We start from the raw sequence: 14,277 nt of genomic DNA on the forward strand, positions 1-14,277 counted from the left end.
TGCAGGCCCTGCCAGGGGCCCAGCCCGGAGGCTAGGGCGCGGTGGCACCGAGGAAAAATACTTTGTCGGCATGCCTGCATACCCACTGGGTATGCAGGCGTATTCCGGGCTCAGGCGGCGCTGGCGGCAAACTTCTCGTAATAGAAATTCGCCGGCGTGATGCCCTGCTCGCGGATGTACTGGCTGACCGCCTCGACCATCGGCGGCGGACCGCATAGGTAGATGTCCACCTCGCCGTCGTTCAGATGCACCGGCTCGATGTGCTGGGTGACGTAGCCCTTTTGCGGGTAGCTGCTCTCGGGACTGGCCACGCAGGCGCTCCAGGTGAAGTTGGGGATGCGCGCGGCGAAGGCTTCCAGGCGATCCATCTCCACCAGGTCGAAGTCATGGGTGACGCCGTAGATGAGGTGCAGCGGATACTCGCAGCCGCGCTCGGCGATCTGTTCGAGCATCGCGGTGAAGGGCGCCAGGCCGGTGCCGCCGGCCAGCAGCAACAGCGGCCGCCTGATCTCGCGCAGGTAGAAGCTACCCAGCGGGCCGACCAGGGACAGAGCGTCGCCGGCTTTCGCCAGGCCGGTGAGGAAGCTGCTCATCAGGCCGCCCGGCACGTTGCGGATCAGGAAGCTGACCTCACCGCCCTTCTGCAGCGAGCTGAAGGAGTAGGCGCGGCTTTGCTCGCTGCCCGGCACCTGCACGTTGACGTACTGCCCCGGCAGGAAGGCCAGCTTGCTCAGCGATTCGCCCTTGATCGACAGCGCAATGGTGCTTTCGGAGAGCTGGCGCACTACGCTGATGCTGGCCTCGAAACTGGCCTGGGCGGTCTTGCAGACTTGCGAGGAGGCCGGTACGCGCACCACGCAATCACTCTGCGCGCGCATCTGGCAGGTGAGCACGTAGCCCTGCTCGGCTTCGTCCTCGGTCAGCGCGTCCTCGATGTAGTCCTGGCCCAGGTCATAGCGGCCGGATTCGGCGAAACACTTGCAGGTGCCGCAGGCGCCGTCGCGGCAATCCAGCGGAATGTTGATGCCCTGGCGGTAGGCCGCATCGGCCACGGTCTCGCTGGGGCTGGCGTCGATGAAGCGGGTAACGCCGTCTTCGAAGTTGAGCGCGATCTTGTTCATGTCATTCGCCTCAAAAACGCGGCTTGAAGCGTCGCGAGCGCAGGCCGGGCAAGGCGGAGGACGGTTCGGAAGCGCAGTTCACTCTAGTGAATGAGCATTACGGACCGTTCTCCAACGCAGCACGGGCAAGCGCAGCAGCTTCACGCCGTGTTTTTCAGATGTGGTAGATGTCGATGACTTGCCTGACGTAGTCGTTCTTCAGCACGACCTTCTTCGCCTTTACCAGCGGCTGCTCGCCGCGTACATCGAGCGTGTAGAAGCTGGTGCCGAAGTAGCTGTCGACGGTCTTGTAGCGGAAGCTCAGGGTGTGCCAGTTGAAGCGCACCTGGCACTGCCCGTCAGCCTCGCCGAGCACCTCGATGTTGCTCAGGTTGTGCGAGGTACGAGTGTCCGGCAGGGTCGCGCTGGAGCGCTCGGTCTTGATGCGGAACACGCGGTCTTCCAGGCCGCCACGGCTGCCGTACCAGATCAGCGAGATTTCCCGCTGCGGGTCTTCGGTGAGCTGGTCGCGGTCGTCCCAGGAGGGCATCCAGAAGGTGGCGTCAGCGGCGTACAGCTCCAGCCACGCATCCCAGTCCTTGTCATCGAGGTAGCGCGCTTCGCGGTAGAGAAAGTCGCGAACGGTCTCGTAGCGGCTCATCACACGCCCTCCTCTGTCACGGCGATGCGATTGGCCTGCTCGGCGGCCAGCGCATCGATCATGGTCTGCTGCCAGTACTGGTGCTGCAGCACGAACAGGCCTTCGTCCTCGGTGCGCACGCCGGACAGAGCCGGCGCCAGGTCGATCTCACGCGCTGCGTCGTCGGCGCCGTCGATCCAGTGCTTCGCTCCGCGCGACATGTCGTTCCAGCCACCCGCGCTGCCCTGGTAGGCCTGCTGGCAGGAACGGAACTCCTCCAGGTCGTCCGGCGTGGCCATGCCGCTGACGTTGAAGAAGTCCTCGTACTGGCGGATTCGCTGGGCGCGCGCCTCGCTGCTCTCGCCCTTCGGCGCGATGCAGTAGATGGTGATCTCGGTACGGTTGACGTCGATGGGCCGGGCGATGCGGATCTGCGAGCTGAACTGGTCCATCAGGTAGACGTTGGGGTACAGGCAGAGGTTGCGCGAGTTCTCGATCATCCAGTCGGCGCGGGCGCGGCCATGGTCGCGGGCGAGCTCGTCGCGACGCTCGAAGGCCGGGCGCGCCTCGGGGTTGGCCCAGCGGCTCCAGAGCAGCAGGTGGCCGTGGTCGAAGGAGTAGAAACCGCCGCCGTGCTTGGCCCAGCCACCGGCACTCATGGTCTTCACTTCTTCGCCGGCTTCGCGCTGCTGGCGCTGGCTCTGGGTGGCAGCGTAGTTCCAGTGCACCGAGCTGACGTGGTAGCCGTCGGCGCCGTTCTCGGCGGTGAGCTTCCAGTTGCCTTCGTAGATGTAGCTGCTGGAACCGCGCAGTACTTCCAGGCCTTCGGGGGACTGGTCAACGATCATGTCGATGATCTTCGCCGACTCGCCCAGGTGCTCCACCAGCGGCTTGACGTCGGCCTTCAGGCTGCCGAAGAGGAAGCCGCGATAGGACTCGAAACGTGCCACTTTCGTCAGATCATGGGAGCCCTCGCAGTTGAAGCCTTCCGGGTAACCGGCCTCGGCCGGGTCCTTGACCTTGAGCAGCTTGCCGGAGTTGTTGAATGTCCAGCCGTGGAACGGGCAGGTGTAGCTTGCGCGGTTGCCGGACTTGTGCCGGCAGAGCATCGCGCCCTTGTGGCTGCAGGCGTTGAGGAAGGCGTTGAGCACGCCGTCCTTGTTGCGCGCGATGAAGACCGACTGGCGACCGATCATCGTGGTCAGGAAGTCGTTCTTCTCGGGGATCTGGCTTTCATGGGCGAGGTAGACCCAGTTGCCTTCGAAGATGTGCTTCATCTCCAGGTCGAACAGGCGCGGGTCGGTGAACATCTCCCGCCGGCAGCGATAGACGCCTTTGGCAGGGTCTTCCTCAAGCAGCGAACGCAGGTAGTCGATACCCAGGGACATGGCCGGGGCCTCCGTTGTTATTGTTCAGGCAGGCTCAGGTTAGGGCTGGGTTGGCGGGGGCAATATCCGCTTTGTGCAGAGTGCTATCCGTTTTCTGCAGGGTTGCCGTGAAGCCGCAACGAAGGCCCGCGCGAGCAGGCCGCCGGGGATTCAGAGGTGGAAGATAACGCCGTATTCAGCGGCCACTTCGACGGTCTTCGGTACGTCCACGGGGCCGGGCGCAAGCTCGCGATCCAGGGCGCGGAACATCTCGATGGCCTGGCTCTGGGCGCCGGTGATTTCGAGCATCTCGCCACCGCCGGGGCCGAAGTTGAAGCCATGCAAGGTGCCGGCGGGAATGTGGATCAACGTGCCGGCCTGGCAGGCGGCCGTGCGTTCGGCGACCGTGAAGACGACTTCGCCGTGGAGCACATAGAAGGACTCGTCCCAGTCATGGGTGTGCGGCGGCGGCCCGGCCCCCTCCTCGCCTGCCTGAAAGGTAATCCGCTGCGCCGCCGAGTCGGTGTCGGCGACCAGCACGTTGATACGGATGCCGACGACATTGAGGGCCGGGCTGCGCGCTCCCGGCGAGAGAATGAACGGGGTGGGATTCATGGACGCGACCTCGCTGGGATTGCGCAGGAATTGCGCACGCCTCTTCCCAGTACAGCCCCACCCCGGCAAGCGAAGCGGGGAATCGGAGGAACGGCAGCACGTAGGGCGCATAACCCGGAACGGGTTATCCGCCGGCCACCTCGCGGCGGATAACGCTGGCGCGTTATGCGCCCTACCAATCGGCTTTCGCAGGAATGGCCTGGTGCCCTGCCGCCTTCCCCGGCGAACGCTTGAGTAGGATGGGTGGAGCTTGCGACACCCATGCTGTCGGTGCGCCGGAATTGATGGGTATCGCTGCGCTCCACGCCATCCTACGTTGGTGCTCAAGCATAACCTCGGCGTGAGCCAGCAGAGATCAGCTGCGACGCCTGAGCGTCTCCGACGGCAGTTCGCCGAACTGCTGGCGGTAACCTTCGGCGAAGCGCCCCAGGTGCAGGAAGCCATAGTCCAGCGCCAGCTCGGTGACGTTGCGCACCGGGCAGGCCGGATCGGCCAGGCAGGCACGGATGCGCTCCAGCTTGAGGCGGCGGATGTACTGGCGCGGCGTGGCGCCGGCATGCCGCTCGAACAGCGCATAGAGCGACCGCAGGCTCATGGAGGCCTGGCGCGCCAGAGCTTCGACGTCGATGTCCTCGCGCACGTGGCCTTCGATATACGCCTCGATGCGTTCGAAGGAAGCGCTGGCACCGGCAATGGGTTCGCGGCTGACGTTGGTCTTCAGCAGAGTCAGCAGCTTGCTGGCGACTATCTGCTGGTAGTGCTCGTCGACCCGCGCCAGGCGCTCGCCGGCTTCGGACTCCTGGCAAACCATCGACAGCAGGTTGACGAAGCCTTCCAGTTCGCCCAGCTGGTAGCGGTTCTCGGTGAAGCGCACACCGGCGCGCGGATGGCTCCAGCGCTGCTCGGCACAGATGGATTCGAGCAGCGTTACCGGAATCTTCAGGATGAATTTCTCGCAGTCGTCCGAGTAGGTCAGGTCGACCGGGTCGTCCGGGTTGATCAGCAGCAGCTCGCCCGGCGCCAGGTAGTGCTCCTGGCGCTGGCCGCGCCACAGGCAGTGGCCGCTGAGGAGGATCTGCAGGTGGAAGATGCTCTCCAGCGCCGGCGAGGTGACGCGCACCGCGCCGCCATAGCTGATGCGGCACAGGTCGAGGCTGGCAAAACGGCGGTGGTTGAGGCTGGCCTGGGGATGGCCGTGGGCCGGCAGGCGCAGGTCGTGGGTGCCCACATGCTGGTTGACGTAGCCGGACACTGCATAGGGGTCGGCACGCTCGAACACGCGGCTGCGCTCGCTCAGCAGGCTTTGCATACAGGCACTCACTCTTGTGGCTGGCCGCGCTCTTCGTCGCGGCTCGTGCGCCCAGTCTATGCCGTGGCCCGGAATACGGGCATCGGCCGGGATGGACGGTCGTGCGGGCAATCCGGATGCAAGGCAGGCCCGCGAATCCGCTTCACCCTAGGGGTCGGTAGCGGCCGGCGCAATTCGACCTGTGGCGCAGTGTTCGCCAATCGCACGCTTTTGTCGCCCACTCATTGCCAGCAGGTGGTGCCGGTTCCCGTGCCGGTGTTGCTGCGGGTGCCGGCCTGGTCGAGGCTCAGGCTCAGACACGGCGCGTCCTTGGCCTGGGCCCCCGTGGCGGTGGCGGTGAGTGTGTAGGTGGTGGCCGTGATGTTGGAAATGGCCAGGCTGTAGTACTGCAGAGCGTTGACATTGCTGGTCATGTTCAGCCCGGCAGCAGTGCTGGCGTAGGCGTTGTTCTGCGAGTAGTAGCGCTCCTGCCGGGCCGCCGCCTCGCTGAGCACGGCCTGGGCTTCGACCCGGTGGCTGCGCAGGACATAACGCTGGTAACTGGGGAAGGCCACGGCGGCGAGGATCGCTACTATCGCCACCGTGACCATCAGTTCGATCAGGGTGAAACCCCTCTCCCACCGACGTTGATTCATGCTTTCTCCCTGTCAGTTGGCTGGCTGGACCTGCCAGGTGCGCCGGCCGCTCACGATGCCGGAATTGGTGCGGATGGCGTCCGACAGGCCTGTCGTGCTGATGTCGGTGCCGCTGTAGGTGTATCCACCGGAGATGCTGATGTCGCCGCCTCCGGTGATGAAGGCCGAAAGCGCATCGAAGGTGCCGTCGTTGTTCAGGTCGAAGACGTTGTACGGCGTCAGCCCGCCCCGCTCGGGATCGATCGCGTAGCGGGTGCCGGAGAGGCCGGCGGCGCAGGTGCCGGTCTGAGGAGTCGAGCTGCTGAAGATGAGGGCGGAGCCGTAGAGCGTCATGTCATAGATCTGCCGCTCGCCGGTCACCGGGAAGTCGAAGTACCAGCCCCATTTGTTGACGTTGGCGTCGGCGGTGTTGCCGGAGGTGTCGTACCAGACCACTTCGTTGTTGCTCAGGGTGTAGGTCGAGGTGCTGTTGAAAGTCCCCGTGCTGAGCGTCTGTGCCTGCAGGTTGCTGCGAGTGCGCGCCGCCGTCAGTGAGGAGGTGGTGGCCTCGCCGGCGATCTTGCGGTCCCAGATGCCGTAGACACTCTGTTGCGCTGTGGAGGTCTTGTCGGCGGTAAGCAGATAGCGGCCCGTGCCGAAGGCGACGATATAGCCGGTGCCGCTGGGGTGATCGACCAGCGACGGCGCGGTGGTGATCGGTTGGCGCGTACCGCTGGCATTGCGCGCAACGTACAGCGGGTTGCCGCCGAAGGAAACGGCGTATCGCGCCTCCGAGGCCGTGCTGTTGAGCGGGTCGCCCACGCTGGTGTCGATCAGGTCGAAACGCCAGAGGTTGCCCAGCAGGTCGCCGCCGTAGGCATAGTCGGCGATGCCGTCATTGTTGGCGTCGGCTACGAACAGTCGCGACAGGCCGTTGTTGAGGGCATCCAGAGAGGCGGTCTCGGCGGCGGTCAGGCTCGGGGTGGCGGTGATTTTCTTCAGCAACGCACCGGTCTGGATGTCGATGATCAGCAGCGACGCAGTGCTGCTGCCGATGTCGTAGCCATTGGGCACCAGTGCCACCCACTTGCCGTTGTGCAGGCGCGCAATGGAAGGCCGCGCCGCCGTGTAGCCGAGGCTGCTGTCGTTGTCGCTGGTGAACTCCCAGAGCAACCTGGGCGCGGCAGGGTCGGTGACGTCGAGGGCGAACACCTCGCGGCCGCCAGCGCCGAGGCTGCCCAGCAGGACCTTGTGCCAGGCCGAGCCGTAGTAGACGTCGGACACCACGGGCGTGCCGTCGACGAAATAGCGGTGCTCGGTGCCCTGCTGCTTGCCGTAGTCCGGCGCGGTGAGGGCGTTGAGGTTGGGGATCACCGCGCTGGGGATGAAGGCGAAGATTTCGGCGCCGGTGGTCGCGTTGAAGGCGTGCAGCATGCCGTCGTTGGCGCCGACATAGACCACCGAGGGCTTCGCCGCCAGCGCGGTGGCGAAAGCCGCATAGGTGGTGCTGCCCTCCAGGGCGTCGGCGCGCGAGGACAGATAGTCGGAGCCGCTGACCAGCACCGGTGCCGAATTGATCATGTCGCCGAGCAGCGTCGTGCGGGTACGGAAGGTGTTGTTCTCGCCGCGCAGGAATCCGACCCGTGCCTGCCCCTGGGTATCCACCACTCCGGCGACGGTGCGGTTGAGCTGGGTCTGCTGGGCGGCAGTCAGGTTGCTCCAGTTGAAGGCGGTGAGCGCTCCGCTCTTGGCGAACAGGATGTTGCGCGTGCTGGGTGTGCCCAGTTGCGCCGACGCGCGCCACAACGTGGTTGTGGTCGTGGTGACGGCGCCGGAGCTGCTGGTGGTCATGGTTCTCTGCTTCTTCAGCAGGTCGCCGGTCCAATCGCCAGTGACGAAGCTGGTGCCGTAGGTGTAGCTGCCACTGTCCAGCGACTGCGAGTCCACCGCCACGGCAGCGACGGAGGTGTTGAGCTGGAGGATGTCGTCGAAGGCCGACTTGAGCTGGGACGCCAGCTTGCTGGGGTTGCTGACCAGGAAGTAGTTGTCCGGCACGCCATCGCCATCGCGGTCCCAGTTGGTGAGGTCGGTCTTGCCGTACTTGGCGGCGTACCACAGGGGGTCCTGCAGGTTGGTCACCGCAGTGGTGGCCGAGGGCGAGAAATTGCGCGTGTGGTAGGCCAGGCGGTTGCCGCTGAGCGCCCCACTGCTGCCGCTCAGGCCGGGCAGCAAGGCGCAGGTGACACCGGTCACCGAGCAGTCGCCGGGGAACTTGCCGTCGGGCGTGTCGAGCCTGTTGCGCACCGAGCCGCTGCCGCCGCCGGTGACCTCCAGGTACACGCCGTCCTTGGTGGTGCCGGCCATGGTGTAGCCCATGTGCGACTCGTCACCGGCCACCGAGTATTCGGTCTGGCTGGTCACGTCCACGGTGCCATCGCTCCTGGCCGTCACGGTGTAGAGCACGATGGCGTCCATGTCGTAGTCACGGCCCTGGGCGGAGTCGTCGTAGACCACGCGAAAGGTGATGGAGGTGAGGTTGCCGGCGCTGTCGCGGGTCAATGTGTCGATGTAGAAGCCGGTGATCTGGCTGACCACGCTCTGGCTGACGTTCATGCTGAACGGCACCAGGCGCAGCGTCCCCTTGCTGGTCTTGATGCGGATGTTGGGCAGGGTCGAGGACTGGGCGATGGAGAAGCTCTGCACCCGGTTCGAACCCGCAGTGGTGAGCGCGTTCTGGCTGCCGAAGAAGGACACGGCCGAGGTCGCGTAGCTGCCCTGGCGCGTGGGCTCTTCGGCAAGCCCGCGGAGGGTGGCGAAGCTGCTGGCGGTCTTGGCGGTGGGCGCCGAGTCATTGGTGCCGCCGGACTGGCCGACGTTCACCGAGGCGCTGCCACCCACCTCGCGGCTCCAAAGGGTGGCGCCGATGCTGGCGAAGTTGAAGCTGATATCGTTGGTCGGCTGGCTGTCGGTGCCCAGGGAGCTGCCCGGCACATCCGAGTCGTAGCTCGGGTTGACGTCGCTCATCAGCGTCATGAACGGCCGGGTGCAGGACGGATAGGTGCTGTAGGGGTTGGCCCAGCTGGTCAGGCTGGAGAGGCCCAGGTTGGTGTCGGCTGTGCCGGCCGCGTAAGCCGCGGTCGGCGCCTTGCCAGCGTAGTAGCGCAGCGTCTCGTAGGCCATCTCGCCGAGCGGGTTGCCCCAGTCGACGCACTTGCCGTTGGTCAGCGGATTGAGGTTGTAGCCGCTGGAGTCAGTGCAGCCGGCGGAAAACACCAGGCGGTCGAGGTTGGCGACTATGCCGCTGTTGTTCACGTAGCAGCGGCCGTTGAGGCAGCCGGTGCCGGTGGTGGAGTCGGTCAGAAAGCGCCCGGTGGAGCTGTTGTATTCGTTGCTGAAGGACGCCGCCGCCTTGCGCACCACGCCACCGCGCAGGTTGTTGGCGTAGGTGCCGGTGACCAGGCCGAAGTACATCTTGTCCGACGCGCCGTAGTCGTGGAGCACACCGGTAGGTTTGTAGAGACTGCCGTACTGGGCGCAGTTGCTTTCCAGCAGGCCGGCCACGCACACCTGCACCCGGACGTTGAGGTCGTACGCGGGGATGATGGTGGTGTCGCTGTTGGTGGTGCTGGTGACGGTGTTGGTGCCCTGCGCCGACTCGCGCGACACCCAGCCCCAGATCCGGTAAGTGCCCAGCAGCGCCTGCTGCAGGCTGGTGATGATCCGTAGCCTCGGCGCGGCGTTGCTGTTGTAGGAACCCAGCGTGCTGGAGCCGATCGAGGTGTTGGCGAAGAGTACGTACTTGCCGTTGGTGGGGACCGGGATCGGGGTGTAGTCCGCCAGGCTGTAACCGTCGCGGGCGACGCTCAGGTACTCCTTGCCCCAGCTGTGCGCGTCGTTGGGGATGAAGGCGCGCTCGAGCACCGTGGAGAAGGCGCTGTCGGTAGAGCGGTAGCCGCCGTAGAGCACCTTGCGCAGCACATCCTGGCGCGACATGGTGAGGTAGTTCAGGTAGTCGCCGCTCCAGCGGCCGATGGCGCTGGTGCATTTCTTCGTGCTGGTGGTGCTGGACGGCGCGAAGGTGCCGCTCAGCACGTCGTAGACGTAGCACTTGTAGGAATCGAAGTAGCCGGTGTAGTCGATGCTGGGCTTGTAGTAGGTGTCCAGCTGGCCATCGCCGTCGATGTCGGAGGCGTCATTGTAGGCCGGGAAGTACAGTTTCTGGTCGCGACCGACCACCAGCATGTTCATCGGCGGGGCGATGTTGCTGACGAACAGCGGCGTCTGCGCCAGGGACGCGCCCCAGGCCTGGGCGCCCGCCAGGCAGGACAGCAGCAGGAACAACGTCGCGCGCAGCATTCTCATGGTGCAAGCCATGGCGTCGGCATCCTTGTACGAGCGCAACGATTCACTGGATCACCAGCCCGAAGGTCGAGCGCAGGCACAGCGCGTCGGCGCCGCAGGCCTTGCTGGTGGCGGTGCCCTTGTAGGCCTGGGAGTTGACTTCGTAGTAGTAGGTGCACCCCACCTGCCCCTTCGACAGGTAGGAGTTGGCGCTGCCACCCGCGCCACCCTTGCAGTTGTTCGAGATGTAGCGCAGGTACCAGCGCGCACTGCGAAGCAGGCTGGTGCCGCCCTCCATCCCGGAGTACAGGTTGGACTTGCTGAAGTCGGTGCTGTAGTTGGTCGCCGCTGCGGTGAAGCACGGCGAGGTGCCCGCCGTGCAGTTGTCCAGTGCGCGGATGCTCTTGCGCAGGCGCCCTTCCCCTTCGCGCAGCGCGGACTCGGCCGCACTCATCAGCCGCTGCTGCTCCAGGCGATTGCCGGTCATCCGCCCCTCCAGCTGCATGCCACGCATGCCGCTGACGGCGGCCAGGGTAATCAGCAGCAACATCACCAGCGCGACGAACAACACCGCGCCGCGCTGCCGACGGGGAGACAGTCGTTTCATGGCATCAGGTTCCTCAACATGCTGGTACCGCTGACGATGCGTCGCACGGGCCCGTCGCCGTCGGTGCAGGCCTTGCTGCCGTAGAGGTCCTGCCAGCGCTGGCAGGTGGTGGCAACCAACCCGCCGCTCACCGAGCCGCTGCTGGCCAGTAACAGTGCGTAGCGCAGGCTGCGCACCGTCTGGCCGGTGGCTGGCGTAGCGACGTACTGCGTCACCTGGCGGTCGAATTCGTCACTGCTGCTGTCCACCCCGAAGTCGAAGCGCAGCGCCACTACGTTCTCCACCAGGGTGCTGCCGTTGCAGGCCAGCTTGCCGTTGCTCAGGGTGAATTTTTCGATGACATTGTTGCTCGGGCTGTAGTTGCTGTAGGGCTTGTTGACCCCGGCGCGGCTGGCCAGCGAAGCGCCGGTGCAATCGACGTCGGTGGTGTCGCGCGGCTGATAGCGCAGGCAGATGGTATTGGCATCCATCCGCACCAGCGCCTGACCGGCGGCGAAGACGCAGCCGTTGCTGGTCTGCGCGGGAAACGCGGCGGTCATGCGCGAGGACGGCAGGCGCCGGTAACCGGCTTTCGACAGGCGCCCATCGAGCATCTGCTGGGCATAGCGCGCACTGTCCTGGTTCTGCACCTGGCCATCGAAGTAGCGCGAACGGTTCTGCCCGTCGAGGAACATCTGGGTCATGCCCAGGATCAGGAACAGGCTCAGGCCCATGGAGATCATCAGCTCGATGAGCGTCACCCCAGCCTGGGCACGCACGCCTGGCCGGCGCATCCTAGGGTTCCTCCCGCAGCACGTAACGGCAGATGGTGTTGTCGCCGGTGGCGTTGGCGTCAAGGCACTCGCCAGCCTTCACCCGCCAGGCCAGCTGGATCTCGATGGCTGACCCGCTGTTGCTGCACTTGCTGGTGCCGTTGGTACGACACACATAGAACTCGCCGGCCAGGCCGGAGGCGCCGGGCAGCGCCTGGTTCACTCGCTGCGACCAGCAGGCCAGGCGCTGGCTGGCAGTCAGCGACGCCAGTGAGGCGCAGCTGCTGGGGGCAGCGGGAAAAGACGCGCTGGCGGCCTTGTAGTAGCCCCAGCTGGACGGTGGCACCACCTGGGCCGCGCTGCCGTCCTGGGTCGAGTAGATGTCGGTGCGCATCATTTCCATCAGCTCGTCCGCCAGTTCCGCCGCGTTGCTGCGCAGGATGGTGTCATGGGCGTAGCCGGTGGTTCGCCCCTGCATCGCCAGCATGCCGAGCACACCGAAGCAGGTGACCAGCAGAGCCACCATCACCTCCACCAGACTGAAGCCCGCCATGTTCCGCCTCGCCGTGCGCCCTATCATTGGCCGGTTGCTCCCTGCAGGCTGATGTAACCCGAAGCGGCCACCTTGATATTGAACGCCTTGCTGGTGCCGCTGCTGGAGATGCCCAGGTCCGCCGCCGCGGCGCTGCCGTCAGGCTTGAACGAGAGGTTGTTGACGCTGCTGCTCACGCTGAGGCTGCCCGGCAGGTCCAGGCGCTGGCTCACTGAGGTCGTGGTGATCGAACCACAGGTGCTGGCGCGCACGACCACCCACTGCAGATTTCCACTGCTGGGGCAGAGCGTGAGGGTCTGGCGGGTATTCACCGCATCCGCGCGGGAGGCCTGGAGCAGCCGGAAAAGCGTCGAAGCGCCGCTCTGCACCCGGCTGGATTCGATCAGGTAGCGGAAGCCTGGCAGGGCCACGCCGGCGAAGATCGCCAGCAGCGCGACAACCACCATCATCTCCACCAGGGAGAAGCCTTCCTGGCGTCCGGGGCCCCGCCGCGATATCAGGCGGGAAAATAAGCATCCAACTGCATGAAGAACCATGGACTTTTCCAACGATGGTCAGGTGGCCGGGCCCCGTGTGGAGCCCCCCTTCCGGGGTGCCAGGACAAAGATTGGCTATTGGTCCGACAGCAATTTCTTCAGGGAGTTGAATCTAATTCAGCGAAACGGGGTATTTTTTCGACCGCTCATTCCCGCTCAGCGACCGTTCATCCTATTGACGCCAGAACAACCGACATTGCGTCGAGCTCTGCGGCGTAGGAAACGTTCGCCGGCGGAAGAGCCACGACCTTGCATCGCGGCCCCTTCAGACGCGTCCGTCAGGTCGCATCGGCGTGGCTCACCAGCCCCTTGATCAGTACCGCGGCGGTGGCGATGGCGGCGGGCACCATCAGCGCGGTCAGCACCTGCTCGAAGTTCCAGCCCAGGCCCAGCAGCGTGGCGCCAATCCAGGCACCGAGGATGGCGCCGAAGCGGCCGATGCCAAGCATCCAGGACACCCCCGTGGCGCGGCCCTGGGTCGGGTAGAAGCGCGCAGCGAGGGACGGCATGGCCGACTGCGCGCCGTTCACGCACATGCCGGCCGCCAGCACCAGGGTCGCCAGCAGCGTGACGGTGCCCAGGCTCTGCCCGACGCAATAGGCGAACACACCGGCCAGGCAGTAGAAGATGCCGATGACCTTGTGCGGATTGAAGCGGTCCATGGCCCAACCCACCGCCACCGAACTGAGCACCCCGCCGAGCTGGAACAGCGCACCGATGAAGGCAGCCTGCTCCATGCTCGCGCCGGCGTCGCGCATCAGCGTCGGCAACCAGCTGGTGAGCAGGTAGACGATCACCAGGCCCATGAAGTAGGTCAGCCAGAGCAGCAGGGTTCCCGCGCTGTAGGTGCCGGAGAAGATCACCTTGAACACGTTGCGGCTCTGCACCGTCTTCTGCTCGGGCACGCTGAAGTCACGGGCGGCAACCACCTCGGCCGGCGCGATGGGCGCCAGGGCGCGCTTGACCTTGTCCGCCCCGCGATTGCGCACCACCAGGAAGCGCGCCGACTCCGGCAGCCACACCAGCAGCACCACCGCCAGCACCAGCGGCAGCACGCCGCCGAGCAGCAGCAGGCTGTGCCAGCCGTAGGCCGGGATCAGCTTGGCGGAGACGAAGCCGCCGGACGCCATGCCCAGGTTGAAGCCGCAGAACATGCTGGTCACCAGCAGCGACTTGAGGCGCTCGGGGGTGTACTCCGAGAGCAGCGTGGTGGCGTTGGGCATCGCCGCACCGAGGCCGATGCCGGTCAGCAGGCGCAGCGCCATCAATTGCTCGAGGTTGCTGCTGTAGGCCGAGATCAGGCTGAACAGCCCGAAGAGGAACACCGCCACCACCAGCACGCCCTTGCGCCCGAAGCGGTCGGCCAGCGGGCCGGAGCCCAGGGCGCCGAACACCATGCCGATCAGCGCGGCGCTCATCACCGGGCCGAGGCTGGCGCGGTCGATGCCCCAGTCCTGGGTCAGCGCCGGGGCGATGAAGCCCATGGCGGCGGTATCCAGGCCGTCGAGGAAAACGATGAGGAAGCACAGCAGCACGATGCGGCACTGGTACAGCGACAGCGGCTGGGCGTTGATGAAGGACTGGACGTCGAGGGTGCCGGCAGCGGGCACGTGGGCGGAGCTGGTCATGCGAAGACTTCCTGCGAAGGCGTCGTCGCGGGAAGGCCGGCTTTATCGCCCTGCACTCCCGCAAGCTGGACAGGAATGAGGCGCGAGCCGGTGGACGCACGGACCGGCGGATGGGGCAGGCACACAGGGGCCATGGCTGACGCTCATTGTTGTTATTGCCCGTCCGGCTGGACGGGTCGCTCAACAGTACGAAGAGACGTTCAGCCGTTCAATTC

Annotated in this window: 12 protein-coding genes; all 12 read right to left on the reverse strand. The window is 65.6% G+C overall.

What is annotated here, in order from left to right; genetic code table 11:
• Positions 1–110: 110 nt before the first annotated feature.
• On the reverse strand, positions 111–1,121 hold the full coding sequence (gene benC, locus IB256_RS23895) for a benzoate 1,2-dioxygenase electron transfer component BenC (protein ID WP_192295489.1): 1,011 nt from the start codon (positions 1,119–1,121) through the stop codon (positions 111–113).
• Between the two features lie 154 nt (positions 1,122–1,275).
• Entirely contained in the window at positions 1,276–1,761 is a 486-nt protein-coding gene (benB, locus tag IB256_RS23900) for a benzoate 1,2-dioxygenase small subunit (RefSeq protein ID WP_225601932.1), read from the reverse strand.
• Positions 1,761–3,128, reverse strand: a complete 1,368-nt coding sequence (gene benA / locus IB256_RS23905; RefSeq protein ID WP_192404364.1) for a benzoate 1,2-dioxygenase large subunit — start codon at positions 3,126–3,128, stop codon at positions 1,761–1,763. Before benA ends, benB begins: the two co-directional genes overlap by 1 nt.
• Before the next feature lie 150 nt (positions 3,129–3,278).
• Positions 3,279–3,722 (reverse strand): cupin domain-containing protein, encoded by a 444-nt coding sequence (locus tag IB256_RS23910; RefSeq protein WP_192210871.1) that lies wholly within the window; start codon positions 3,720–3,722, stop codon positions 3,279–3,281.
• 355 nt (positions 3,723–4,077) lie between these two features.
• Positions 4,078–5,031 (reverse strand): AraC family transcriptional regulator, encoded by a 954-nt coding sequence (locus tag IB256_RS23915; RefSeq protein WP_192404366.1) that lies wholly within the window; start codon positions 5,029–5,031, stop codon positions 4,078–4,080.
• Between the two features lie 221 nt (positions 5,032–5,252).
• On the reverse strand, positions 5,253–5,666 hold the full coding sequence (locus IB256_RS23920) for a type IV pilin protein (protein ID WP_192295486.1): 414 nt from the start codon (positions 5,664–5,666) through the stop codon (positions 5,253–5,255).
• Between the two features lie 12 nt (positions 5,667–5,678).
• Positions 5,679–10,007: a pilus assembly protein gene (locus tag IB256_RS23925; protein WP_225601933.1), complete on the reverse strand. Its 4,329-nt coding sequence runs from the start codon at positions 10,005–10,007 to the stop codon at positions 5,679–5,681.
• A 43-nt stretch (positions 10,008–10,050) separates the two neighbouring features.
• Positions 10,051–10,593 (reverse strand): PilX N-terminal domain-containing pilus assembly protein, encoded by a 543-nt coding sequence (locus IB256_RS23930; protein WP_192295485.1) that lies wholly within the window; start codon positions 10,591–10,593, stop codon positions 10,051–10,053.
• Positions 10,590–11,366, reverse strand: a complete 777-nt coding sequence (locus IB256_RS23935) for a PilW family protein (RefSeq protein WP_192295484.1) — start codon at positions 11,364–11,366, stop codon at positions 10,590–10,592. The genes IB256_RS23930 and IB256_RS23935 overlap by 4 nt, the downstream gene beginning before the upstream one ends.
• Position 11,367: 1 nt before the next feature.
• Positions 11,368–11,898: a type IV pilus modification protein PilV gene (gene pilV, locus IB256_RS23940; RefSeq protein WP_225607879.1), complete on the reverse strand. Its 531-nt coding sequence runs from the start codon at positions 11,896–11,898 to the stop codon at positions 11,368–11,370.
• Positions 11,899–11,921: 23 nt separating this feature from the next.
• On the reverse strand, positions 11,922–12,434 hold the full coding sequence (locus tag IB256_RS23945; RefSeq protein ID WP_225601934.1) for a GspH/FimT family pseudopilin: 513 nt from the start codon (positions 12,432–12,434) through the stop codon (positions 11,922–11,924).
• A 278-nt stretch (positions 12,435–12,712) separates the two neighbouring features.
• Positions 12,713–14,062: an MFS transporter gene (locus tag IB256_RS23950; protein ID WP_192404368.1), complete on the reverse strand. Its 1,350-nt coding sequence runs from the start codon at positions 14,060–14,062 to the stop codon at positions 12,713–12,715.
• Positions 14,063–14,277: the final 215 nt, after the last annotated feature.

The organism is Pseudomonas sp. PDM17 (assembly GCF_014851985.1).
Taxonomy (GTDB): Bacteria; Pseudomonadota; Gammaproteobacteria; order Pseudomonadales; family Pseudomonadaceae; genus Pseudomonas.

Coding starts and splice junctions, on each gene's coding strand:
- benC (WP_192295489.1), bottom strand. CDS start 1,121: ATGAACAAGATCGCGCTCAACTTCGAAGACGGCGTTACCCGCTTCATC.
- benB (WP_225601932.1), bottom strand. CDS start 1,761: ATGAGCCGCTACGAGACCGTTCGCGACTTTCTCTACCGCGAAGCGCGC.
- benA (WP_192404364.1), bottom strand. CDS start 3,128: ATGTCCCTGGGTATCGACTACCTGCGTTCGCTGCTTGAGGAAGACCCT.
- IB256_RS23910 (WP_192210871.1), bottom strand. CDS start 3,722: ATGAATCCCACCCCGTTCATTCTCTCGCCGGGAGCGCGCAGCCCGGCC.
- IB256_RS23915 (WP_192404366.1), bottom strand. CDS start 5,031: ATGCAAAGCCTGCTGAGCGAGCGCAGCCGCGTGTTCGAGCGTGCCGAC.
- IB256_RS23920 (WP_192295486.1), bottom strand. CDS start 5,666: ATGAATCAACGTCGGTGGGAGAGGGGTTTCACCCTGATCGAACTGATG.
- IB256_RS23925 (WP_225601933.1), bottom strand. CDS start 10,007: ATGAGAATGCTGCGCGCGACGTTGTTCCTGCTGCTGTCCTGCCTGGCG.
- IB256_RS23930 (WP_192295485.1), bottom strand. CDS start 10,593: ATGAAACGACTGTCTCCCCGTCGGCAGCGCGGCGCGGTGTTGTTCGTC.
- IB256_RS23935 (WP_192295484.1), bottom strand. CDS start 11,366: ATGCGCCGGCCAGGCGTGCGTGCCCAGGCTGGGGTGACGCTCATCGAG.
- pilV (WP_225607879.1), bottom strand. CDS start 11,898: ATGGCGGGCTTCAGTCTGGTGGAGGTGATGGTGGCTCTGCTGGTCACC.
- IB256_RS23945 (WP_225601934.1), bottom strand. CDS start 12,434: ATGGTTCTTCATGCAGTTGGATGCTTATTTTCCCGCCTGATATCGCGG.
- IB256_RS23950 (WP_192404368.1), bottom strand. CDS start 14,062: ATGACCAGCTCCGCCCACGTGCCCGCTGCCGGCACCCTCGACGTCCAG.